The following is a 23,780-nucleotide window of genomic DNA, read 5'->3' as shown; positions in this document are numbered from 1 at the left end:
TGTTCTCTTATTAATGGGCGTTAAGGCTAAATAAGGGACATAGTCTATACGAAAAAGTTATATACTTTTCAACCGCTAATAAAACTGTGGCAACATGCTCAGTCAATATCAGCAGGCTACAATCAGCCACAGAATTTCCGGAGGTGACAGGATGAACTCGGTAGTAATCGAACCACAGGTATTGCGCTCCCTTCACCGCAGCGAGCTCAGAAAGAGGATATTGATGTATCTCAATGAGATATACCCATCCGCAACTTACCTGTCCGAGATAGCTCGGGTAATCGGCTCGGACCCCTCCAACGTCCGTGGGGCGCTGGTGGGTCTTGGGAATAGGTACAACAACGAAAGCTCCCTCGTTTACCTGGGTCTTGTCGAGGAGATAAGCAGGAACGGCTTCAAGTACTACCGTCTCACAGAGTACGGCAAGAGGGTCGTGGACTACCTCAGGGAGTACCACCGCTATTATCGGCGCTTCCTGTGAGGTGGAGAGATGCCCACCTCCCTAGTTCGCGCCGTCGATACCAACCTAGACCTTATGACCGAGATGTCCCTATTTTTTATAATCTCCCTTGGGGTAAAGCGCGGTATTTTTTCAGCGCTTTCAAAGCGGCCGTCCCTTTCAAGGTTCATGGACGAAGTTAGGATCCCAAACAGAAGGCTCCTTTCCCGCTTTCTGGCGACCCTCGACAGACTGGGCATGGTCAAAACGACCAACGATCACATTGAGCTGGCGGAATTCTCTCACAACCTTGTCGTTGCGGCAGAACGGTACGGTGCCCTGGTTTCAGACTGGGCATCCGTTCTTGAGGAGATATACAAGATGGCTGACTACGCTTTCATAACCCCCACTCATCCCCAGATCCTTATGGACTTCGATAAGGACGCCGACTTCTGGGACATGAGAATGAGCACCTCATTTTCCAACCTCTATCGTAGGGCGATAGCCGAAGTTGCAGGGATAAAACCTGGCATGTCGGTCCTGGATATCGGCTGTGGGTCGGTTTCTCCCTCTTATTTCGGCAGGCTCGTTGGCTACAACGGCTTTTATCTGGGTTTGGATTACTCTTATGCCCTCCTGGACATAGCCCGGGCCAGAATCGCGGGCGAGGCCCTCCCCGTTGTCCTCAAGGAGATTGATGCTACCATTATACGCCCGGTGAACTCTTACGATGTTGTGATAATGAGCTTTGTCCTTGAGTACATCCAGAACAGGAAAAGGGCCATAAAAAACGCCCTTGAGGGCCTCAGGGAAGGGGGAAAGCTCGTTATCGTTGATCCCTTCAGGGACAGGTTTAAGTACGTCCCAGCGCTGGAGTTTTTTGAGGCTCTAAACAAAGACTTTGTAGGGTTTCCCTCGGTTTCAGAGATAGAGGGGATAGTTTCCAGTTTGAACTTCAAAGTGAGTGTAAGGTCTCCGAGCAGGAGCGTTCTTCTTCTGGAAAAATTATGAGTTCTTATTTTTTGTTTGTGTACCTACATATGTAGGTACAATCCTACTTACACTACCAACAACAAAAAAGGCCTTTATATAATCCCGTTGTAAAGATTAGTGCAAAGAACCCCTAGGGGGTGCGTGGCTAATGAAGACCAGAACAAGGAAAGGTGCGGTTGGTATTGGAACCCTGATTGTTTTCATAGCCATGGTTCTAGTGGCGGCAGTGGCCGCGGCAGTGCTGATCAACACGAGCGGCTACCTGCAGCAGAAGAGCCAGGCTACTGGAAGAGAGACCACCCAGGAAGTAGCCAGCGGAATAAAGGTCGAGAGAGTCGTCGGTAAGACAGACCTCCCGTATACCAACATTGGATCCGATTCAACGGAGCTTGATTACATAAGGCAGCTCGCCATCTACGTCAGCCCGAACGCCGGAAGCAGCGGGATTGACCTCAGGTACACCAAGGTATTCCTCAGCGACGGCACCAGCCAGCTCGTCTTCAAGTACGACAAGGAGGACAACTACACAATAAGCGCGACTGACCTTGACAACTACATCGCCGGCGGCGGGAAGCTCTACCTCAGGATACACGACAGCACCCACGGCTACGGCTACCTCGTCATAGAGAAGGCTTCTGGCTATACGAGCGGCAAGATTACCGTTACACCCAGCAGTGACCTTAGCACTTCTCCACACAAGATAACCTTCACTTTCGCGAGTGAGACCTCAGATAGTGGTAGTGCCCATACTGTGGAGGAATACTTCAAGATATACGCCATCTGGGACGATGGAACCACCACCCAGATAACTCCAAATCTTCCCATTAATTCCAATACGGAATCAGCAACCCTTGTAGTTACCTTCGATGACGAGGGTAAGAACGACAACAACAACCTCGTCTACGTCGCCGACCAGGATAAGTACCCGTTCATGAGCGGCGTTGTCAGCGACGTCTTTGACGTTGCCCCCGTCAACGCCTGGCACATCCTCAGCCCCGACAGGTTCGGCATCATAGCCATCCAGGACGCCGACAACAGCCTCAAGAACGCTACGCCCACCCTCAACAGCGGCGACCTCGCGATTCTCACCGTCTTCGTCGGCAACACCTGGATGACCTTCGACGGCAGCTCAAACGACCAGGTCCTGATTGACACTGATGGAAGTGATAGCGGGAACCCAACTGCTTCAACTGCTGATAACACCTTCACCCTCTACGGCATGACCACCACCAACAAGGTCTTCGGCGGTATCAGCAACAGGGCCAAGATCACCGGTGAGGTCAGGCCCGAGAACGGAGCCGCGGGTGTCATCGACTTCGTCACCCCGAGCACCTACACCGAGAGCGTGGTGGAGCTCCAGTGATGCCCTTTCCTTTCCACTTATTGAGGAGGTGAGAGGCCATGTTTAGGAAGCTGAAGAAGAGGGGTGCGGTTGGTATTGGAACCCTGATAGTGTTTATTGCCATGGTGCTGGTGGCTGCAGTTGCCGCTGCAGTACTCATCAACACCAGCGGCTACCTCCAGCAGAAGAGCCAGTCAACTGGCAGGCAGACCACCGAGGAAGTGGCGAGCGGAATCAAGGTCGTCCACGTCGTCGGCTACGCCCCGGAGAAGGGCGGAACCTTTGAGGACATCAAGAAGCTCGCCGTTTACGTCAGCCCGAACGCCGGAAGCACCGGCATTGACATGAAGAAGGTCCGCGTCATGCTCAGCGACGGTAAGAAGCAGGCCATCTACGACTACTTCGTCGGCGACTTCGCCGACCCGAGCGTGGGTGTGAAGATTGACGCGGACGGAAACTTTGATTCAGGGGCTGTCACGATCAAGGACAAACTCGCCATTGAGCTTGACACATCAGGCAACAAGTTGCACATGGGAACTGATCTAACTAACAGCAACAAGTACGTCGAGGTCTCAGCAACCTCAACACCGAGCACCGGTGATAATCCCCAAGTATGGGAGTTCACGGTCTACGCCGACCACGACGCCCTCATAGCGGTCGAGTACAACGACGAGGTCGTCGGTGGCCTCGTCCTCGACGAGGGGGCTAACACCATAGTCGTCAAGGCCTACGACTATGGTTCCAACGGACTTGCCAGCTCCTACACCGAGCCGGACTACATCGAGGTCTACAATGAGAAGTACCCGAACCACGCGATAACCTGGGGCGAGAAGAAGGACGACGAGGTTGATAACAGTGCCCAGGCAAAGATCACCATACTCGATACGACCGCTGCGAACAGCGTAACTGTAGAGGACGACCCAGAGATCGGAAACTTTGATTCAAGTACTACATCAGGGACTTCTACATCTACCAGCGGAGTCACCTTCGCCAATACTGGAACTATCACGATAAAGGCCAAGGATCAGGGAGGGGATGGCTCCGCCACTTATGACGACTATGTGACGGTGATAATATCCGATAGTAACAACCACCAGCTCGCAGTTGACGTATCAATCGTTAATAACCCAGGCACCGATCACACTCTCAAGTCAAGTGGCACTGCCACGTTAACTATCTACGCGACTGAGAATGCTACTGTAACGCTAGCAGGCAACACGATCCATCTCAAGGCGGGGGCTAACACTCTGAAGGTTGATGTTTCAGTAGATACCGCTAACAAGATTGTAACAGAGATTGATGTCTACATCAACGGTGAGCTCCTTGCCAGCGGTACTTGGGATACTGGCAGCACTACCAAGATTACACTTAATGATGGTGCTTCGCATGAAGTAACCCTTGTCAACGCTGTCGCTCCATCAGTCACCGACAGCACTCCAGCCCTCTACGGTGCCGCATTCACCGACTTCAACGACGTCAAGGATGGAATCTTCGGTGACATGAACGACGCCTGGGTGGCCCTCAGGTCGGTGACCAACTTCGGTATCATAGCCCTCCAGGACGCCGACAACAGCCTCAAGGCAACCACCCCGACCCTCACCGAGGGCGACATCGCCGTCCTCACGATTGACGTCAGCGGTGTCTTCGACGGGTTCGCGCCCGGAAGCCACGTCACCGGCCAGGTCGTTCCTGAGCACGGTGCCGCGGGTGTCATTGACTTCACCACCCCATCAACCTACACCCAGAGCGTCATGGAGCTCCAGTGATTCCAGCGGCTCTTCTTTCTCCCTTTCGTTCTTTAACAACCCTCTTTGGAGGTGGTGCTATGCGTAGGAGGGGAGCAATAGGCATCGGCACGCTGATCGTCTTCATCGCAATGGTTCTAGTGGCCGCAGTGGCCGCAGGGGTTATCATCGGTACAGCGGGCTACCTTGAGCAGAAGGCCCAGGCCGCTGGCAGGCAGACCACACAGGAGGTAGCCAGCGGAATAAAAGTCATCAACGTCTACGGCTACACCAACGCCACACCCCCGAGCAGTGGTACGATACAGAGGATGGCCATATTCATATCACCGAACGCCGGCAGTGAGGGAATTGACCTGAGCAACGTTAAGATCGTCCTGAGCGACGGTAGGAGGCTTGTCGTCTACAATTACTCTGGGGCTTTCAACAACACTGAGAGCGTTAAGGATCTCTTCAATACAAGTGAGGTTAAGGTATGGGACAACATAACTGACACAGCCAGCTTCGCCATAGCCGTCGTCAACGATATAGGAAGTGAGATGCAGAGCAACCACCCAACCCTGGAGTTCGGCGACATGGTGGCCCTCTGCATCTGGACAACGATGTTCGAGTACGAGGGTAAGGACGGCATAGGCCCGAGCACCAGGATAACCGGAAAGGTCATCCCCGAGAGGGGCGCCGCCGGTGTGCTCGACTTCACCACGCCGGCCACGTTCAGCTACAACGTGATGGTGCTCCAGTGAGGTGATGTGAGATGAGGAGGGGAGCAATAGGCATTGGAACGCTCATCGTGTTCATTGCCATGGTGCTGGTTGCCGCGGTGGCCGCTGGAGTGCTCATAAGCACCAGCGGCTACCTCCAGCAGAAGGCAATGAGCGCCGGCAGGCAGACCACCCAGGAGGTCGCGAGCGGAATAAAGGTACTCAACGTCTACGGCTACATCAACGGTTCAACACCCGGCGCCCACAATATAACCAGGCTCGTCCTCTACGTCAGCCCGAATGCCGGATCCGGTGGCATTGACCTTGCCCACGTTAAGGTCGTCATAAGCGACGGCAAGAGGATGGCCGTTTATCGTTACTACGACCCCAATGAGGACAAAAACAGTGATATCCAGCCAGCTTACATCCACTACACAGGGGACATCGCGAACATCTTCGCCTATGAGAAGTGGGAGCCGTACTATAAAGGTAAGTACCCCACCGGGTTTGGCTCCAACAATAAGTTCTACATAACGGACAACATCAACATAAGCGCCGTCTGGTGGAACCTCTACAGCGCCTACAACAAGACCACCGGCACAAACATTAATGATAATGATAAGGACTACGGTAAACTCCTCTTTGGAATTGCGGTCGTTCAGGACGGCGACGAAAGCCTTGACAGTGAGAACCACCCCAGCCTCAGCTGGGGGGACATAGCGGCCATTATGCTGTGGACGTTCCCGTTTGATGATAACAACAATCCGATCGATGGATTCGGTCTGCCACCGAGCACCAAGGTCACCGGAAAGGTCATACCTGAGAACGGTGCGGGCGGCGTCATAGACTTTACAACACCATCGACGTATACTGACAACATACTGGAACTCCAGTGATGGGGGTGGGCCTATGGCGCTAGATTTCCTTTCATCTTTATTCAAGAAGAAAAAGACGGAAAGCCCCGCCCCCGAGGAAGAGCACATCGACCTGGAGGAACTTGAAGAAGCTGTCGAGAACAGGGAGGAGAACGAACAGCTGAACCAGCTTATGGAGAGGGTCAACGAGATAGAGAACGACCTCCCGAGGATAAAGATAGGCATTGACACCCTCAAGAAGCAGATGCAGGAGCTGAGGGACGAGATAGACAGGCTTGACAAGACCATCAAAGACGTCATGATGCTCTACGAGGTCATAAGCCAGGAGATAAACCCGTTCAAGGAGCAGATGAGCCAGGAAAACCCGCTCTCCAGCGAAATTCAGGACATCAGAAAGGAGCTTGAAGACCTCAAGCTCGAAATAGCACAGATCAAAAACGACATTAAGGTGCTCGCAGGATATGGTGTTGATCTGGACTCGATCATATACGAGGTCCTTGCGGAGGTGTGACGCATGGAGATGGCAAGGCTCGTCACAGAGGCAGACATCAACGCCAAGCTTTCAGAGCTGAAGGGCAAGGTTCCCAGCGTCATAATCAACGAACTCAGGGAGAAGCTCATAGCCAGAAAGGACAACCTCACCTACGAGCAGCTGGAGAAGATAGTCAAGAAGGTGCTGGAGACCTACGGCAACCAGGTGACCAAGTACGAGGAACTCAGCAAGAGAGTTGACGAGCTCGGCAAGAGGCTGACCGACCTCAGCATGCAGCTCACCAGGCTCGTTGAGACCCTTGAAACAGCAAAGTTTGACGTCCACGAGAAGAAGGCTGAGAAGGTCTCTGAAAAGGTAGAGGAAGTCCACGAGAAGATCGGAAAGCTTGAGGAAATCCTTGAGGGTGGAGAAGAGAAGGAAGAAGTTCCGTCTGAGGTTGTTCAGAAGCTCGAAGAGCTCCACAAGAAGATCGAGGAGCTTGAGGAGAAGGTGGAAGCTAAGACCGCTGCCGAGAAGCTTGAAGAAGCCCAAGAAAGGCTCGAAGAGCTCCAGGAGAAAATACGGGCTGGAGAAGAGGTCAGCGAGGAAGAGCTCGCTGAGGCCGAGAGGGCGGTTGCCGAGGCCCAGGAGGAAGTTGCCCGCGCCGAGGAGCAGGAAATCGAAGAGGCACCGATTCCGGCAGAAGAGAGTGAGGAAGTCTCAATTCCTGCGGAGATAGAGGAGGTCCCCACGGAGGAGACCGTTGAAGTCCCCGCAGAGGTTGTTCCTGAAGAAGCTCAGCCTGAGGCTGTAGAAGAAGTTCCCGAGGTTGGTGTCGAGGAGGTAGCCCCCGAAGCGGAGGAAGCGCCCTTGGAGGTGCAGCCTGAGGAAGTTGTCCCGGCCGAAGAGGCCGCTCCCGAGATGGAAATGGAAGTTGAAGCCCTCCCGCAGGAGGAAGCCCCCGAAGAGGTTTCGGTTGAAGAGGTTCCCGCTCACGAAGTTGTTGAGGAAGAAAAGAAGGAGGAAGGTGGTGTTGAGATGGCAAGCCAGCTTCAGATTCCCGAGGATATAGCTAGTCTCCTCTTCGAGGAGGAGCCGAGGAAGGCCAGGCTTGAGAAGCTTCCCGAGGACATAGTCTCGACCATGATAGCGCTCAAGTGGCTCGGCTTCCTGATTGACAGGGTCGGAATACAGAACCTTGAGAGGGTGCTGGAGTTCTACTACGAGATTGGCTGGATAAGCGAGGAAGTCCTCAACCAGCTCCTCAACTACGCCAGGGGAACAAGGCCGCACCACAGAGACCCAGAGTGGAAACCAGCCGAGAAGCTAACTGTCCAGGACCACCTCATAAGCCTGCTATTCATCGAGAGGCTCAGGGGCCTCAAGATAAACAGGGCAGTCCTTGACAAGCTTGAAAGGGAAATCAAGATGCTCGAAAAGACCCTCGATGAGTTCTACGGAATCTGAGGCACAAAAATCGGGGGGCGGCCTATGGGGTTCAGCGTGTCAGCGAGTACAGCGATCATCTTTATCTCATTTTTAATAGCCGCCAGCACACTCTATACTGCATGGGACAACACCTACACCACTGTCCAGGCCGCCCGGGAGGATTGGTACGGGCTGAAGCTTTCCCAGCTGAATACGCTCGTTGGATTGAACGCGTCGGTTGGAGAGTATTCGGTTTCCATCACTAATGGATATTACAACGTCACGCTCTACATTCAGAACTCTGGGGACACCCTCTATGTTTCAGGTTGGAGCGCGATTTACGACGGTAAATATGCCACGATATACGACGTCTCCGACGATAACGTTGGTCTGCTTGATTATCGTCCATATCTGCTTCCGTCGGAGAGCGTTCCCATCAACGTGACGAACATAAAGAGTGATAGTACCGTTCACAACCTCACCGTGGTGTTTGAAAACGGGTGTTGGCTCAGGATGAGCTGGCACTACACGGGAAGTTCTGTGGTGCTCGATGGCACCAGCGAGGGTTGTCCAGCGGAGGTGGGATGATGGCCGCAGGGGGACCAGCGAGCGAGCTGATAATGTTCATGGTGGCAGTGCTCGTCGCGGGGAGCGTCGCGGGGGCACTGGCCTATGTAACCACCGACATAGCTAACGGCATGAACGACAGAGGCGCTATGCTCGCCGATCAGCTCAGGACAGACTTCGCGATAATCAACGATCCCACCAATATACCGGTAGCGGGAACTGGGCCGTACACATATACGTTTTACATCAAGAATATTGGCAAGACATCCATCCCGTTCACATCCGACGCCATTCAGGTCTTCATCAACGGGGAGATCGTACCTCCCGCAAACCTAGCCTTTACTGATGTTAACGGCAACTCAATAACATCCTTGCCCCCCTACGAAGTTGGGGTCATAGTGGTTACTAGGGAAACTGCCTTAACTCCAGGAAATTACTACAAGCTCACAGTGGTTCTTGAGAATGGCAAGAAGCGCAGCCTCGTGTTTAAGGCTCCATCTCCGTGAGACCTGGGGTTAAATAACACCTTCCCGGTGGTGGTCACGTTGGTCGAGGAACTACTCAAGATAGAGCTCAAGGGAGACGAGCTGCACAGGCGCCTTGGCGGTGGAATCCCCGCCGGGACAATAATGCTAGTCGAGGGTGATAGGGGTAGCGGTAAGTCTATATTTGTCCAGAGGCTCCTCTACGGCTTCCTAATGAACGGCTACACGGCCAGCTACATCTCAAGTCAGTACACCACCGTTGAGTACATCAAACAGATGGAGTCTCTGGGTTACGGCATAATCCCTTTTCTAATCAGAAAAAAGCTGGTTTTTGTGTCGCTTTACCCCCTTCTCTCGGGTGTGAGCGAGAAGAGGAAGTTTTTGAGCAGGCTTTTCGGCGAGCCAAGGTTGTGGGAGCCAAACGTTATGATCATCGATGCGTTTTCATCCCTGCTCTCCAGGGAGCAGGACCCCGATGCCGTGAGGGATTTTCTCCTCTACGTCAAGAAGATGGCCTCCCTGGACAAGGTGATAATCCTCACCGCCAACACTGAGGAAATAGACAGGGACTCGCTCTTCGTCCTTGAGGAAGCCTCGACCATGCTGATCCGCCTCAACGTCAAAGTCTTCGGCGGTGATCTGAAGAACTCCGCGACTATTGTGAAGTACAACAACGCTAAGGGAGTCTTCCAGAAGATAATACCCTTCCGCGTTGAGCCGAAGGCCGGGCTTATAGTAGAAATAGCGGCGGTGGTGTGATATGGCGCAGGCGGTTATCAGTGACACCCTCGAAGACGCAATGGCGAGGAACCCCCACCTTAGGAGGTACATTGAGCAGTTCAGAAAGAAGTACGGTAAGATGCCGGAGTTTCACGCCCAGCTCAGCAGGGACATGAAGGACATACCGTATCCCAACATACTCTACCCCGTCGGAGACCCAATATTCGTCCACATCTATACGGACCCCGCCACCGCCGAAAAGCGCTACATTGTCATAGAGCCGAGGATAGAGAGCGCTGAGGAGGAGGAAAAGTACAAGCTCATCAAGGACAAGATACTAGAGCTTGCGCCGACCAGGGACATCCCCGAGGATCAGGAGGAGTTCGAGAGATTCCTCGATGCCCTCTTCGATGAGGCCGTCCTCAGCCTGGCGAAGGGAAGGAGGGCAAAGTTCACCATAACCAAGGACGAGATGGAGAAGTTCCGCTACCTCATAAAGCGCGACATCATCGGTATAGGCCCGCTGGAGCCAATAGCCAGGGATCCGTACATTGAGGATATCCACATCATAGGTGCCCACAACGTTTCCCTCGTCCACAAGATATTCGAGATGATGCAGACCAACATAGACTTCGGCGACGATGTCAAGCTGGCCGACTACTTCAAGAACATGGCGGAGCGCATAGGAAGGCCTGTGAGCGACAGGACGCCTATAGTCGACGGTGCCTTGCCAGACGGCTCCCGTATCAACATCATCTACTCACCTGACATCTCAATAAAGGGTCCGAGCGCGACCATCCGTAAGTTCTCGGCGACACCAATAAGCATAGTCCAGCTCATAGGTTGGGGCACGCTCAGCGCCGAGGTGGCAGCCTACCTGTGGATTGCCCTTGAGTACGGCATGAGCGTCTTCGTCTGTGGTGAGACGGCCTCTGGTAAGACTACTCTCCTCAATGCCATAATCCCGTTCATCAAGCCTGGGTCAAAGATTTATACTGCTGAGGACACTCCTGAGGTCCAGGTTCCCCACCCGGTCTGGCAGAGACTCATAACCCGTGAGAGGGGCCCTGAGGAGAGCAGGGTTACGCTCTTCGATCTCCTGAAGGCGGCGCTGCGTTCGAGGCCGAACTACATCATCGTCGGTGAGATTCGTGGTGCCGAGGGTGCCATAGCCTTCCAAGCAATGCAGACCGGCCACCCGGTTATGGCGACCTTCCACGCGGGCGACATCAAGAAGATGATCCAGCGTTTTACTGGCCACCCGATCAACGTTCCGATAACCTTCATCGACAACCTGAACATAGCGGTCTTCCAGCAGGCGGTCTACGTTAAGGGCAAGTTCCTCAGGAGAACAATCAGCGTCGTTGAGATTGAGGGCTACTACGAGGAGCTTGGCGGTGTGGCAACGAGGAACGTCTTCGAGTGGGACTCGGTATCTGACAGACACATCTTCCGTGGATTCAACAACTCGTACATCCTGGAGAGGAAGATAGCGGAGATAGCGGGTTATGAGGATCCCAAGGACATCTATAACGAGCTTTTCCTGAGGGCAAGGATACTCCAAAGGATGGTCGAGCTTGGCATAACCAACTACTGGGACGTCTACAGGGAGATCAAGGCCTTCTATCTCAAGGGTATCGAGGGCCTCAGCTTCAGGATCTGAGGTGATGCAAATGCCCGAAGAGAAAGCCAGCGTCTTCACCAAGGCCGACCTAAGCATGGAGGCTTACCTTAAGGGCATTCTTCTGCCCTACCTTGGAATCTCAGCGGTGCTTTTCATAGTCATCGGATTTATAACGAGGATTCTTCCTGTTGCCCGGAGTCTCCAAGTTTTAATGTTCTTAATCCCGATAGTTCTGATAATCTACGCTGCTGCCTATCCGTACGTAGTGGCCGACTCCAAGAAGATTTCGATAAACTCGAAGATGCCGTACTTCATCACGTACTTTGCGGTTCTCTCCACGAGCGAGATGGGCAGAAGCGATCTTGTGGCAGTACTCGCCAAGGATCCAAAGCTGGGTGCAATAGCAAGTGAGCTGAAGAAAGTCCACACGATTGTTAACAAACTCCACCTCTCGATGCCGGAAGCATTCCGCTTTCTCGCCAGGAGAACCCCGAGCAAGATGTTCGCAGACTTTCTCGACAGGCTTGCCTACTCCCTTGACAGCGGTGTTGACCTGAAGGAATACCTCTTCCAGGAGCAGAAGACCGTTATGGACGACTATGAGACCTTCTACGAGGGAGCGCTTTATGATCTCGATGTTTTCAAGGAGATATACGAGTCGATCATCATTTCAGTCGTTTTCATAGCGTCGTTCATCATCATCGGTCCGATCATTACGGGAATGGACATAGGCAGGATGGGCCTCTACGCGCTCCTCATGATCATAGCGGCAGAAGTCGGTGTTCTGCTCGTCGTCAAGTTCAGGATGCCAGAAGACCCGATCTGGGCCGACAGCAGGGGAATAAGGGATCCCAAGAGGGAACGCATCAAAATGGCGGCGATTTACTCCAGTATTGGAACCGTTATCCTGACGTTGGTTTATCTCCTGTTTATCAGGCAGAGGTTCAGCATTCCCGAGCCGTTCGTGGTGGCCATGGTTCTTACCCCGTTCTACTACCTCGGAATGGTGGTCGACAGAGAGGAAAAGCGCATCTTCAGGAAGGACGAGAACTTCCCGGCCTTCATCAGGAGCCTCAGCTCTTCCCTTGCCGCCAGCGGTGCATCCCTCGTCCTCGTTCTCAAGTACCTCAGCGCCCACGACTTTGGGTCACTCACGGACGACATCAAAGCTCTCTACAGGAGGCTCGCCATCAGGGTTGACAGGGACAGGGCTTGGGACTTCTTCATCGCCGGAACTGGAAGCTGGCTCATAGGAATATTCTCCGAGATATTCAGGGAGAGCCTGCACATGGGTGCCGAGCCAGATTACGTGGGTCTGGTCATAAGCAGGAACTTCGAGAGGATCGTTAGGCTCAGGAGGAAGAGGCAGCAGAGCATAGCGAGCTTTATAGGTATAATCTACGGTCTTACTGGAGCGTTTGCTTTTGCTCTCGCGGCGTCCTTTCAGGTGGCTGTTTCAATAAACGATCTGTTCTCGAAGATGGATCTCGGAGCTGCCGCGAACTACATTGGCGACATAATACACGTGATACCTCCGACTGGTATGACTTTTCTGATGTACATAATGCTGACGATGATGGTTCTCCACTCATTGCTCTCGGCCCTGGTTATCAAGCTGGCCGATGGGGGGCACATACTAGGCTCCGCCAAATACTTCGTCATTCTGGCTTGGATATTCGCCGTCGGGATGTATCTCGGCCAGACCTTGATGGCGAGGATGATGGGCACGAGTAGCGGAGGTACAGAAGTTGCCCAACTTGTGGGGTATCTGCTGGGGGTGATGCCATGAAGAAGGTTCTTCTGTTTTTAACCCTCTTTTTCTTGGTTTCTACGAGCGTTCCAGTGAGTTCGCTGTCTGCCGAAGCCATGGTAAAGCTCCCCGGGTCTGTTACTGTTGATGGTATCAACTTGAGGTTTGGGGACCTCTCCATTGATGGCAAACTGATGGTTGATGTCTACGTGGACGGCTCTCACTACAGATCACTGACTCTTTCGCCAGGTGAAAACGTATCCATAAATGACCTTAAATTTAAGTACGAGGGTGCGTACATTGGCTCTGAGTCTTTTGCGGTAATTAGCTTGCAGTACTCTTATTTGCTCGCTGGTGATAAGTTGGTTATCGGCGACTACCGCTTTAGGGTTTTGAGCGTCGATCAGAAGGGTTTTAAGATTAACGCGACTTATAAAGGGGAAAGCAAAATATTCACACAATCGAGTTTCAAGATAGGCCATCTCCAAGTAAAGGTCAATTCTACCCCGAATGTGTTTGACGGCATTCTAAATCCCGGCGAGAACGTTACGGTTGGGGATCATTACGTTAAGCTCGTTAAAATATGGGCATCAAAGTCCGGCGAGAAAGTAGTCTCGGGTGCGGTGTTTGAAATTGATGGAAACTCTTACACCCTTGAATCTGGAAAGTCCCAGACTGTAGGATCGTTTGTGGTGGATCTGAAGAGTGCCACCATAGTTGGAGAGCTGGGTGAGGAAGACTGCGACAACTGTAAGGGATACGCGGAGGTTTCCATTAATCTCCTGGCAGTTTCTATAGATGCTGAGACTGTCCCGGATGCTCAGATAAAGCTCAGCCCCGGACAAACGGCTTCGGTTGGGCCTTACATTCTGAGATATGATTATCCACTGGGGGACGCTGTCAAGGCGTCGCTCCTCAATAACTGTGGCCAGAAGTTGGCGGAGGGCCGCCTTAGATTGGGTGAGATATCCTATGTTCTGGCATATCCCGGTGCGATAATAGGATTGGAGAGCATCTCTGACGAAAGTGCCGAATTCATTGTGTTCTTGGATCCAAGCGAGTTTCCAGATGTTACCAAGACTGCAAATCTCTTGATGTCTCTTGAAGTTAAGGATACGAAAATTAAGCAGTACGTTCCATTTGACGTGGTGCTTAGGGTGAAAAACACGGGCAGTGTCGCTCTTAAGAATGCTCTCATAACTTTCGAGCCCTCAAAGGGCCTGAAGCTCGTTTCGGATAACACTGTTTCCATTGACTCGATCGCCCCGGGTAAAGAGGCAGCTTTTACGTTCAAAGTAGTTCCAATTCAAAATGGGACGGTTGAGCTCGGGAAGGCCTATGCAACAGTGCTGGCGCCCTTTGAGCTGGCTTGTGGTCAGTGTACTATCTTAACTTTCACGTCCAATACTGCAAACGTCACCGTTGAGCCTTCCACCATTAAGTACAATGTCTCTCCAACGGGCCCCGAAAGCGTTCCAGTGGGGACTCCTTTCAACCTCTCCATTACCGTGGAGAACAAAGGTGACGTCAGCATCCCAGCGAATCTAAGCATAAGAATACCTCCTGGGGTTGGTGTTGAACTCTCCAAGGATATGGCACTGAAGGATGGTGCAGTTGTCGTTCCCCTGAGCCTCGGTCCTGGAGACAAAGAGACTCTTGTATTAGAATTGGTTCCATCATCTCCGGGTAACTACTCCATCACGGCGCTTGTTGAGACTCCCTACGGTGAATACTCACCAGTTAAGTTTTTCTTCACGGTTATCTCGTCAAAAACGACCGTGATAACAAAAACTGAACATGTCACTGAGACTGTCTCCCCTGTTGAAACTTCTCAGGGCAATAAGACTACTGTAACTGCAACCATAACCAACGTAACCACAACTACTGAATACAAAACAGAAACGACAACGTCCACGGTGGAAGTGCCTTACACGCCCCTTACCACAAAGCTCCTCTGGTTTGGGGTTGGTGTTGCCATCGGTGTTGGGGTGATCATAGGAATTGCCTGGTACATGAGCAGGTCGTCATGAGGATTTTTATTTTTCTCTCTTTCACTTCTTATCGGTGATAATCGTGGACTTGGATGCCCTCTGGAAACGAACTGTTGAGAACTTGGTCAGGGAAGGGATAATAAAGAGTGAGGCCGTTAGGAGAGCATTTCTCAAATATCCCCGGTATCTCTTCGTTGAGGACCGCTACAAGAAATACGCTCACGTTGATGAGCCGCTTCCCATCCCCTCAGGTCAGACTATATCCGCTCCGCATATGGTTGCCATTATGCTGGAGCTTGCCGACTTGAAGCCCGGCATGAACGTCCTTGAGATTGGTACTGGGAGTGGATGGAATGCGGCGCTTATCTCGGAGCTCGTGAAGACCGATGTTTACACAATCGAGAGAATTCCAGAACTCGTTGAATTCGCGAGGAGGAATCTCGAGAGAGCAGGGGTTAAGAACGTCCATGTAATTCTCGGCGATGGCACCAAAGGCTTTCCGCCGAAGGCTCCTTACGACAGGATTATAGTGACGGCCGGCGCTCCGGATATTCCAAGGCCCCTCGTTGAACAGCTGAAACAGGGGGGAAGCTGATAATCCCCGTTGGAAGCTACCACCTCTGGCAGGACTTGCTTGAGGTAGTTAAGAAGCCCGATGGCTCAATTAAGGTCTGGAACCACGGCGGAGTTGCGTTTGTCCCCCTCATCGGGGAGTATGGGTGGAGGGAGTAGCCTTTTAAGTAGACTACTTCCTCCATTTATTCAGGTGGTAAAATGGTCAGGCTCATAGCTTTTGACCTTGAGGGCACGCTTGTTAGGTCAGTTTCGGGATGGGTCGAACTCCATAAGAGGTTTGGGACTTGGGAGAAGGGAAAGGAGTACGCGGAGGCCTTTTTCAAGGGCGAGATAGACTACGCCACGTGGGCGAGACTGGATGCTTCCCTCTGGAAAGGGCATACCAAAGACGAGATACTGGAGTGGGTCAGCTCCGTTGAGTACATGGAGGGTGCGAAGGAGTTAATCGAGCTCCTCAAGGAAAACGGCTTTAAAATAGCCATCTTGAGCAGCGGACTTATGTGCCTCGCTAAGAGGGTCGGCGAAGAACTTGGTGTTGACTACGTTTACGCTAACGAGCTGATTTTCGACGATGAAGGGAGGATAACCGGCGAAGTTAACCCGGTTGTTGATTTCCAGGGAAAAGGCGCTATACTTCGCAGGCTCAAGGAGGAGCTGAAGCCGGAGCTGACCGTGGCCGTTGGCGACGGCTACAACGACATCAGCATGTTCATGGAGGCCGATGTGGCAATAGCCATAAACCCCCATGAAGGCGTTGAGGGCGACCACAACGTCGAGAGCCTCTACGAGGTCAGGGAGATAATCGAAGAGCTGATACGGGGTCAGTGAAGGGCGTGCTCATCACAGTCAGCAAAGCAAAAGCTCTTCATCCCCCGGTGTAGGCCTGGCAGGAAGCCCCGGTTCACGTTTCCCCGGGGAGGGCGGGACGCCAGGCCCAGAGACTTTTGGTTTCAATCTTTAAAACTTTAAAGGCCCATCATTTTAAGCTCCAGCCACCAGAAGATGTCCCCCCAGAAGTAGCTTATCAGGAAGCCGAGGAATATGGCAGGTGCAAAGGGCATCGCCTTCTTTCTCAGGAACCTGTTTTCCAGCTTCCCCTCTTCAACGAGCTTCTTCAGCTCTTCGATCTGCTCCTTGGTGAGGCCCTCGGCGGTTGGTGAGGCTACCACTCTTCCCACTTTTGGCCTAATCTCGGAGAAGTCCCATGTCGAGAGTGCTCTCTTGAACCTCTCAATGGTCCCTTCTCTCTCGCGCTTTACCTCGCCGTTGAGCTCGTGAATGGTCTCACCAAGGATATCCCATTCGTGGAGCTCCTCAACTGGGACTTCTTCCACGAGGACTTTTCCCCGGAGTATTTTTGCCGTCGAGAGAAGAACCTTCACGGCGTAAATAGTTGCAAGCACCTTTAGCAGGGCGAAGAGGGTCGTATCTGGCTGGAGGTACGTCAGGTAGAGAACGCCCGCAATTCCGAGGATGTCCCCCACTGTGCGGTATCTGAGGAATATCGGAAACGCAAGGATGGTCACGAGAAGTCCGAGCAGGGGTCTGTTGAGGTTCAGCAGGGCAGTAACTGCTATCCCGAACATTATCCACAGCGTTGCTTCAATTGTTGTCCTAATGCCTTCAGTGAAAACTCTTTTGATATCTTCTGTTTCCTTCCGCACCACCAGTACTCCAAGCGCGTAGGCTATTATAAACGGAAAGACCGCAAGGATGCTGTTGAACAGTATTGCGACTGGATAAAACGGGTATCCATCGCCGTACGGTGGCACAATCTTGGCGGTCGGGGGGGCCAGGGGGAGAAGCGCGGAGAACGCGGCTAGTATTACTACATCACCGCTGGCCCAGGCGCCGATGTAATACAGGAAAAGGCCGAGTCCAAAGCCCACAAAAAGCCCAATGAGTCCGGAGAGCGCCAGGAGAACGTCCCCGCTTTTGAGTCCGAGGTATAGGTAGTAAAGAATTCCGATCTCGGCGGAGGGTATGATTATCCTTTCAATCCATCTGGGAAGTCCAACGTCCTCTTCCTCCTCTTCCCATCCGAGCAGTTTTCCAATGAGCTGAAGTGTTGGGAACGCGTGGACATCGAAGACAAAGCCCGTTTTTATGTCCGTATATGACGTTAAAATACCAGTTAGGAGGCCCATCAGAAGAGGTATCAGCTCCATTCTATCACCGCCATCACAGGTCTTCTAGGATTTTTTTCCTAATCTCCTTTGTATAGTTTGTAACCGACTTGTTCAGCTCGTTTGTCGAGTTCGTCGCCACTCTAATGGCTATCGCTACGAGAACGAGAACCGCCGCAAGCATGAACAGGTACTCCAGTGCCCCCTGTGCCCTGCGCCTCATTTTTTGCACCTTATATTTTTTAGACTCCAAACCTTTAAAAGTTTCTATTTGAGCTTATCTCGGTAGGGAAAAATGAAGGTCTACAGGCTCTTTGTCAAGGACGAGTATCTAAATTTCATCCGTTCGGGTGAGAAGAGGATTGAGGTTAGGGTTGCATACCCCCAGTTCAGGAACATTAGGCCGGGGGACAAGATAATATTCAACGACTCCATCCCGGCCGTCGTAACGGAAGTGAAGAAGTACGAGACATTCAGACAGGTTCTCAGGGAAGAACCAATAAAGAAAATCTTTCCAGATGAGCCGAGTTTCGAACGGGCTGTGAAGAGGTTTCACAACCTCTACCCCAAATGGAAGGAGAACCGCTACGGTGTGATTGCTATCAAATTCAAGCTCCTCGGTGAGGGGAGATGAGGCACCTCGAATTCGACGGGAGGTATGCGGAGGACATACTGAGGGGGAAAAAGCGGGCGACTGTTAGACTTGGCAGGAAGCCAAACCTCAAGGAGGGCGACACAGTGCTCATCCACGCTGGTGGCTATGCCCTTGGGAAGGCAGTCATAGAGAGAGTTGAGAGCAAGACCGTCGGTGAGCTTACGGACGAAGACGCCTTTCTGGACGGTTTCTCCAGCAGGGAAGAGCTGATAAGGGCGCTCAAGGAGCACTATAAGTACGTAAACGATAATTCCCCTGCTCATGTTATTGTCTTTCGGCTCATTGAGAAGTTTGATAGGCCCGTTATGAGCTCTGACTACGCCTACGAGGGCAACCTGCCGGTTGAAATCGCGGAAAAGGCCCTTAAATATCTCGATCTCCCAGAGGAGGACAGAAAACTGATAGAGCTGTTCCTCAGAACGGGAAGCCTGAGAAAGGCCGCCTATAGGCTCGGCGGATTGAACAAAAGGTACCTGATAAGGGAGGCCCTGAGGAGGGCCTATGAAGAGCTGAAAAAGAAGGGTATCATGGGGCCGAAACTTTAACGCTCTCCAGGATCGTTATCTTCTCCTCTCCGTTTACATCAGTTTTACTCGCCGAGAGCTTTACTGGCATGAGCTTGAACGTGTTGCCGTTTATGATCTTTCTAAGGAGCCTCTCAAAGTCCTCCATCTCGGAGTCGCTGGAGAAGTCCACCCTTGCTATGAAGTCGTACTCTCCGTAGAGCCACTGCCCCTCGACGGGAAGTTCCCTCAGGATTTCGTCCCTCACGCCCCATACGAGCAGTATCGCCTCGATATCCATCACCTCTGGTTTGTGCTCAACTGGGAGTTATATCTTTTTCCAAAGATTTTCTGAATTTGTGCCCAGTTGTCCAACTATTTTCGGTCTATTGTTGTCATAATGTCAGAAAGCTCTTTTAAGATATGGAGAATAAGGAGTGCTGGTGATACTAATGAAAGCTGTCTTCTTTGACTTCGTTGGCACGCTCATAACGAAGGCTGGCGAAAACGTGACTCACCTGAACATAGTCAGGGAAGTACTGAAAAAAGCTGGCCGGGGCGACCTGGACGCTGAAGAAGTTTGGAGGGCCTACGAGGAAGAGAGCTCCGCGCTCTTCTCAGAACTCGCGGGTAAGGAAGCAGTGAAAATAAGGGATGTGGACACTGAGGCCATGAGGAGGGTCGCTGAGAGATACGGCTTTACAGTGCCCAAGGACTTCTGGGAGATAAGCATAAGGATGCACGAAAAATACGGCCAACTCTTTCCGGATGCAGTGGATACAATAAAAGCCCTCAAGGGTATGGGCCTTCATGTAGGTATAATCACCGACTCTGACAACGATTACATCACTGCCCACTTGAAGGCCCTCGGAATATACGACCTCTTCGACAGCATAACAACGAGTGAAGAAGCTGGCTTTTTCAAGCCCCATCCGAGGCCGTTTCAGCTCGCGCTGGAGAAGGCCGGTGTCAGGCCAGAGGAAGCCCTTTACGTCGGGGACAACCCGAAAAAGGACTGTGTAGGGGCAAAAAACGTTGGAATGACCAGTGTGCTCCTCGATCCAAATGGGGAAAAGAGGGAGCTGTGGGAAAACTGCGACTTCATTGTCTCAAGACTTTCAGAGGTCGTGGAGATAGTTAAGGGTCTAAAGGGTTAGGGGGTCAGCAACGGCAGGGCTCTTCATCGTTTGCCTCGTTTAGCGAAATTATCATCATTCCCCTCTTCTTTCACTCCTTGAGCCTCTGATAGGCCGCCCACATTCTCTGGAAGACCGTTATCCACGCGAGCACGCCGACGATGTAAACACCCCACTTCACGTACTCTGCCCCAGCGAGGGAGAACGCCATCAGGATCAATAACCTCTCAGCCCTCTCGGCTATTCCAACTGCGAGCGTTCCTGAGCCTGCAAGCTCTGCCCTACAGCGCTCGTAGCTGACGAGGTATGCACCCATAAAGGTCAGGAAAGTCAAGCGCCAGTCCGCGAGGTTGCCGAGGGCTATTCCAAAGAGGACTGCACCATCGCTTATCCTGTCAAAGGTAGAATCCAAGAACGCTCCAAAGCGGCTCGTTTTTCCAGTCATTCTTGCCAGCGTTCCGTCGAGGGCATCTATGGCAGAGCCTATGAGGAGGATCACTGCGGCGAGCCTTGGGCGCTGGAGGTAGAAGAGATACGCTCCAAGCAGGCTTATCAGGAGGCCTATGAACGTTATCGTGTTCGGTGTGACACCGGCTTTTGCTAGAGGTTTTACGATGGCCTCAAGGTAACCTTTGACGTTCTCCCTGTACCTGTTGAGCATCTCTGCCACCTCATTCGAGCTGAAGGACCTTCTTACCTCGCTCCTGGGGGACTATCTTGAGCTTCGCATTATGGAATTCCTTCCTAAGGCCGGCACCGTCGAGCAACCTGTCTAGAAAGACAGCCAGAGCTGCAACCTCGCTGTGGGGCTGGTTGCCGACGGCCACGTTGTAGTCCGCCATCTCATAGACCTCTCTCGGCACCTTTTCTGCACCGACGACGATAAGGAGGTCTTTTCCAGATTTCAGCTCATCCTTTATGCGGGGAATTGCGTCATCAATGTGTATTCCGTACATAGTGAGGTGAACTATGATTCCCCTATCTTTCCACTCCTTCAGGATTTTCTTCCAGCTGGGGTTGAATTCAATTTCAAAAGGACCGCCCCAGCGGTTCACAACGTCTTCCACGCTCTCTTTGACATGCTCGTCCTCTTCTGCGGCTATTATTATTTTATCGGCTCCAAAGGCCCTTGCCGTCAGTGCTACGTGTGTCGTTATCCTCTTGTCCCTCTCAGGCCGGTGTCCAAGTCTGAGGACTGCGATCATCTTCCTCACCCTCTTAGTATCTCCCAGTAAGCACTAAAGTCATCCTTCCATGGTACGTCCCAGTAGAATTCATAAAGTGCTTTTATCGTTTTCTGAATGGTGTCAACGTCCTTCGTACTCAGCACTATGTTGAGTTCATCGTTGGGGGCTGAAGCGAAGAGGAAGAGTGCATAAAGACGTTCTTCTTCACTCAGGCCTGCGAGCACCATATCAAGTTTGGAAACCAGCTGCGGGTGAAGCCTTTTCCTTATGATGCCGTAGATACGGGAATCAAGGTTTACCGTGAAGTCCGCAGTAACGTCTTCGTGTTCGTGGAGGTATGCGTCCTCCGGCATCTGAGCTACTATTCTATAGTTTTCCTGTGAGATCGTCTGGTATATCCTTGGGAAATATGGGCTTGCTATGTACTCGTCCAGAGTTCCGATGAAACTGTGTTTTACATCAACTATGTACCAGCCGTCTGCAGTGTAAAATTCTGTTATGGGTCTTAAGGTACAGTCGTCTCCATCAAACAGTGACACGACTCGCGCGGGAATGTTTAGGGACCTGAGAAATGCCGTGAGGAGTATTTGCTCTTCTGTCGGGCTTATGGCTTCTTTTCTAAAGATTTTGTCGGGATCAAGGGTAGTTGTGTTTTCTGAGAGGGGGTATAAGGCATTTATCCATTGGTATAGCTTCAGTGCTGCCTCGTATTCGGAGCTTGCATTTTCAACTATGGCCGTTGCAATGGGTTTAAAGAACGAAGCCTCAAAAGCCGATGTTGAGTTGAACTTGTCTTCCCAGTACCCGTCGACTATTCTGTTCTCCCGAAGGATGTTGTAGTATTCGCCATATGCTCTGAGAAGGTCTTCTCTACTTGCCTCCCAGGGTTTCCAAATGACTTTCAGAGGAAAACTTGTTATTGAAGTCCCTCTTGATGTTCCCAAAGTATAATGGACAATTACTGACACAAAGCCCTCCCTGTATGCGTAGGGGGTGGATATATTGTACTTAAGAATGGCTTGATCGTGGGGATCAATTGTAATGGGCAGTTGCGATACTGGGCGAATCTCCATTCCAGGGAGCGGAGAGATTTTAACGTCAAATATCTTTATCGGAGATTCGTATTCGTTTCTGACTTTAAGCACAACCTGAACGACCTCCCCACCCCTGACTTCTTTGCTTGCATTGACTTCCAAACCTATTTTAGCTGGCACTAGGTTTTGCTTTGTGACTGTTATCCTGAAATTCCCGTAAAACCCCGTCCACGTTCTTTTCAGCTCGTCCTTAATCTCGAGGGATACCTGGAGAGAGTATATCCCAGGTTTTTCGGGGGCTTGTACAACCCATATTAGCTGGGTAGCCTCTCCGACTTTCAGAACTTTGGGGAACTCAGGTTCTTGAAGAATTCTGAAGTCATCTCTTGAGAGCACTAAAGTGACACCGGTTATTCCAACTTTTCCGGTGTTGTTTATCGTGACTATAATATGAAAAATTCCGCCGGGATAAACCGAGGTTTTGTCCACAGAAAATGTCACCTGAGCGGGAGGCTTGAATAGGCATCCCGACGCTACCACAAGTAGGACAACTGCCATGGGGAGGACAGCACGTTTTCTCCATCTCATATCAAACCCTTTAAATTCTTGAAAGTTAATAAGCTTTGGGTGATGGCAGTGATAACCCTGACGACGGACTTTGGACTGAGGGGGCCCTACGTTGGCGAGATGAAAGTTGCGATGCTCAGAGTGAACCCGGAAGTAATCATAGTGGATGTGACTCACGGAATAACGCGCCATTCCATTATCGAAGGGTCGTTTGTCATGGAGCAGGTAGTAAAATATTCCCCTAAAGGAACGGTCCATGTGGGGGTGATAGACCCTGGAGTTGGGACTTCGAGGCGGGCTGTAATAATCCAAGGCGAGCAGTGGCTCGTCGTTCCTGACAACGGTCTAGCCACGCTTCCTCTCAAGCACATCAGACCGAGGAAGGCGTGGGCGATCGAGGTTGAGGAACTCAGGCGCTTCACAGGTTGGGAGGTTAGCTCGACCTTCCACGGCAGGGACGTCTTCGGACCGGCGGGAGCGCTCATCGATAAGGGAGTATCGCCAGAAGAGTTCGCCGTTGAGGTTCCGCTGGAGGATCTAGTCAAACTCGACGTCAAGCCAAAGAATGCGGGAAATGAATGGTTGCTCAAAGTTATCTACGTTGACGACTTCGGCAACGTCATACTGAACCTTGAGGACTACAGAAGGCCGAGGGAAGTTGAACTCCCCGACTTTGGCCTGAGAATCCCGTACCTCGACACCTACGGTCAGGTCAACCCCGGGGAACTCCTCGCCCTGCCCGGAAGCCACGGCTACCTTGAGATAGCCGTGAACCAGGGCTCCGCTGCCGAGAGGCTCGGACTTAAGGTTGGTGACGAAGTGAAGGTGAGGCTCGTTTAAAAATATTGAACGAAAGGTTCAAAAATC

Annotated in this window: 24 protein-coding genes and 3 pseudogenes; 21 read left to right on the top strand and 6 right to left on the bottom strand. The window is 51.9% G+C overall.

The genetic code is table 11. The features are described 5' to 3' along the window. The first annotated feature begins 151 nt into the window (after positions 1–151). From ACZ5TN_RS05585 to ACZ5TN_RS05505, 17 genes and pseudogenes are all read left to right on the top strand, one after another. Entirely contained in the window at positions 152–481 is a 330-nt protein-coding gene (locus tag ACZ5TN_RS05585; RefSeq protein WP_011248991.1) for a helix-turn-helix domain-containing protein, read from the top strand. Positions 482–490: 9 nt separating this feature from the next. Beyond that, on the top strand, positions 491–1,450 hold the full coding sequence (locus ACZ5TN_RS05580; RefSeq protein WP_464917376.1) for a class I SAM-dependent methyltransferase: 960 nt from the start codon (positions 491–493) through the stop codon (positions 1,448–1,450). A gap of 130 nt (positions 1,451–1,580) precedes the next feature. Then, positions 1,581–2,066 (top strand): annotated as a pseudogene (locus ACZ5TN_RS05575) (archaellin/type IV pilin N-terminal domain-containing protein); the annotation flags it as partial. Between the two features lie 767 nt (positions 2,067–2,833). Further along, a pseudogene (locus ACZ5TN_RS05570) lies at positions 2,834–3,313 on the top strand (archaellin/type IV pilin N-terminal domain-containing protein); the annotation flags it as partial. Beyond that, complete coding sequence (locus ACZ5TN_RS05565; protein ID WP_464917527.1) at positions 3,305–4,540, top strand: hypothetical protein; 1,236 nt, start codon at positions 3,305–3,307, stop codon at positions 4,538–4,540. The pseudogene ACZ5TN_RS05570 and the gene ACZ5TN_RS05565, both read left to right, overlap by 9 nt. Positions 4,541–4,599: 59 nt before the next feature. Continuing rightward, positions 4,600–5,259 carry a flagellin gene (locus tag ACZ5TN_RS05560; protein WP_464917375.1) on the top strand — a complete coding sequence of 220 codons (660 nt, stop codon included), beginning with the start codon at positions 4,600–4,602 and terminating at the stop codon, positions 5,257–5,259. 11 nt (positions 5,260–5,270) lie between these two features. After that, complete coding sequence (flaB5, locus tag ACZ5TN_RS05555) at positions 5,271–6,113, top strand: flagellin B5 (protein ID WP_464917374.1); 843 nt, start codon at positions 5,271–5,273, stop codon at positions 6,111–6,113. A 13-nt stretch (positions 6,114–6,126) separates the two neighbouring features. Continuing rightward, positions 6,127–6,603: a flagella accessory protein C gene (locus tag ACZ5TN_RS05550; protein WP_011248998.1), complete on the top strand. Its 477-nt coding sequence runs from the start codon at positions 6,127–6,129 to the stop codon at positions 6,601–6,603. Positions 6,604–6,606: 3 nt separating this feature from the next. Further along, entirely contained in the window at positions 6,607–8,031 is a 1,425-nt protein-coding gene (locus ACZ5TN_RS05545) for a FlaD/FlaE family flagellar protein (protein WP_011248999.1), read from the top strand. 24 nt (positions 8,032–8,055) lie between these two features. Then, positions 8,056–8,580 (top strand): flagella, encoded by a 525-nt coding sequence (locus ACZ5TN_RS05540; RefSeq protein WP_464917373.1) that lies wholly within the window; start codon positions 8,056–8,058, stop codon positions 8,578–8,580. Further along, on the top strand, positions 8,580–9,065 hold the full coding sequence (gene arlG / locus ACZ5TN_RS05535) for an archaellum stator protein ArlG (RefSeq protein ID WP_011249001.1): 486 nt from the start codon (positions 8,580–8,582) through the stop codon (positions 9,063–9,065). The genes ACZ5TN_RS05540 and arlG overlap by 1 nt, the downstream gene beginning before the upstream one ends. Before the next feature lie 39 nt (positions 9,066–9,104). Next, positions 9,105–9,803, top strand: coding sequence for an archaellum protein ArlH (gene arlH, locus ACZ5TN_RS05530; protein ID WP_011249002.1), 699 nt, complete (start codon positions 9,105–9,107; stop codon positions 9,801–9,803). Between the two features lies 1 nt (position 9,804). Continuing rightward, positions 9,805–11,427, top strand: coding sequence for a type II/IV secretion system ATPase subunit (locus tag ACZ5TN_RS05525; RefSeq protein WP_011249003.1), 1,623 nt, complete (start codon positions 9,805–9,807; stop codon positions 11,425–11,427). Between the two features lie 10 nt (positions 11,428–11,437). Next, the gene (gene flaJ / locus ACZ5TN_RS05520) at positions 11,438–13,177 is read left to right on the top strand and encodes an archaellar assembly protein FlaJ (protein WP_011249004.1); all 1,740 of its coding nucleotides are present in this window, start codon (positions 11,438–11,440) and stop codon (positions 13,175–13,177) included. After that, positions 13,174–15,168, top strand: coding sequence for a COG1361 family protein (locus ACZ5TN_RS05515; RefSeq protein WP_011249005.1), 1,995 nt, complete (start codon positions 13,174–13,176; stop codon positions 15,166–15,168). Before flaJ ends, ACZ5TN_RS05515 begins: the two co-directional genes overlap by 4 nt. Positions 15,169–15,211: 43 nt before the next feature. After that, a pseudogene (locus tag ACZ5TN_RS05510) lies at positions 15,212–15,861 on the top strand (protein-L-isoaspartate(D-aspartate) O-methyltransferase). A gap of 42 nt (positions 15,862–15,903) precedes the next feature. Further along, entirely contained in the window at positions 15,904–16,533 is a 630-nt protein-coding gene (locus tag ACZ5TN_RS05505) for an HAD-IB family phosphatase (protein WP_464917372.1), read from the top strand. A gap of 137 nt (positions 16,534–16,670) precedes the next feature. On the opposite strand, the gene ACZ5TN_RS05500 is transcribed toward ACZ5TN_RS05505, so the two are convergent. Then, on the bottom strand, positions 16,671–17,873 hold the full coding sequence (locus tag ACZ5TN_RS05500) for an A24 family peptidase C-terminal domain-containing protein (RefSeq protein ID WP_011249008.1): 1,203 nt from the start codon (positions 17,871–17,873) through the stop codon (positions 16,671–16,673). Positions 17,874–17,886: 13 nt separating this feature from the next. After that, a complete protein-coding gene (locus ACZ5TN_RS05495) occupies positions 17,887–18,054 on the bottom strand; it encodes a class III signal peptide-containing protein (RefSeq protein ID WP_011249009.1) in 168 nt (55 codons plus the stop codon). Between the two features lie 72 nt (positions 18,055–18,126). Here ACZ5TN_RS05495 and ACZ5TN_RS05490 point away from each other — a divergent pair, with 72 nt between their 5' ends. Together ACZ5TN_RS05490 and ACZ5TN_RS05485 are read left to right on the top strand one after the other, a co-directional pair. Continuing rightward, a complete protein-coding gene (locus tag ACZ5TN_RS05490) occupies positions 18,127–18,465 on the top strand; it encodes an ASCH domain-containing protein (RefSeq protein WP_011249010.1) in 339 nt (112 codons plus the stop codon). Continuing rightward, positions 18,462–19,031 carry an ASCH domain-containing protein gene (locus tag ACZ5TN_RS05485; protein WP_011249011.1) on the top strand — a complete coding sequence of 190 codons (570 nt, stop codon included), beginning with the start codon at positions 18,462–18,464 and terminating at the stop codon, positions 19,029–19,031. Before ACZ5TN_RS05490 ends, ACZ5TN_RS05485 begins: the two co-directional genes overlap by 4 nt. Here the strand turns inward: ACZ5TN_RS05485 and ACZ5TN_RS05480 are convergent. Continuing rightward, a complete protein-coding gene (locus ACZ5TN_RS05480) occupies positions 19,012–19,290 on the bottom strand; it encodes a hypothetical protein (protein WP_011249012.1) in 279 nt (92 codons plus the stop codon). The two genes, ACZ5TN_RS05485 and ACZ5TN_RS05480, sit on opposite strands and share 20 nt — an antisense overlap. 151 nt (positions 19,291–19,441) lie before the next feature. Here ACZ5TN_RS05480 and ACZ5TN_RS05475 point away from each other — a divergent pair, with 151 nt between their 5' ends. Next, positions 19,442–20,146: a TIGR02253 family HAD-type hydrolase gene (locus ACZ5TN_RS05475; RefSeq protein WP_464917526.1), complete on the top strand. Its 705-nt coding sequence runs from the start codon at positions 19,442–19,444 to the stop codon at positions 20,144–20,146. A gap of 70 nt (positions 20,147–20,216) precedes the next feature. On the opposite strand, the gene pgsA is transcribed toward ACZ5TN_RS05475, so the two are convergent. The 3 genes from pgsA to ACZ5TN_RS05460 are packed head-to-tail and all read right to left on the bottom strand — an operon-like array spanning position 20,217 to position 22,934. Further along, the gene (gene pgsA, locus ACZ5TN_RS05470; RefSeq protein WP_011249014.1) at positions 20,217–20,786 is read right to left on the bottom strand and encodes an archaetidylinositol phosphate synthase; all 570 of its coding nucleotides are present in this window, start codon (positions 20,784–20,786) and stop codon (positions 20,217–20,219) included. Positions 20,787–20,796: 10 nt separating this feature from the next. Further along, the gene (locus ACZ5TN_RS05465; protein WP_464917525.1) at positions 20,797–21,330 is read right to left on the bottom strand and encodes a tRNA (cytidine(56)-2'-O)-methyltransferase; all 534 of its coding nucleotides are present in this window, start codon (positions 21,328–21,330) and stop codon (positions 20,797–20,799) included. 5 nt (positions 21,331–21,335) lie between these two features. After that, positions 21,336–22,934 (bottom strand): transglutaminase domain-containing protein, encoded by a 1,599-nt coding sequence (locus tag ACZ5TN_RS05460; protein ID WP_464917371.1) that lies wholly within the window; start codon positions 22,932–22,934, stop codon positions 21,336–21,338. A gap of 48 nt (positions 22,935–22,982) precedes the next feature. Here ACZ5TN_RS05460 and ACZ5TN_RS05455 point away from each other — a divergent pair, with 48 nt between their 5' ends. Next, complete coding sequence (locus ACZ5TN_RS05455; protein ID WP_464917524.1) at positions 22,983–23,753, top strand: SAM hydrolase/SAM-dependent halogenase family protein; 771 nt, start codon at positions 22,983–22,985, stop codon at positions 23,751–23,753. Positions 23,754–23,780: the final 27 nt, after the last annotated feature.

This window comes from Thermococcus sp. JCM 11816 (assembly GCF_055396515.1).
Note: the sequence above shows the minus strand (reverse complement) of the source record. Positions and strands in the feature narration are given on the sequence as shown.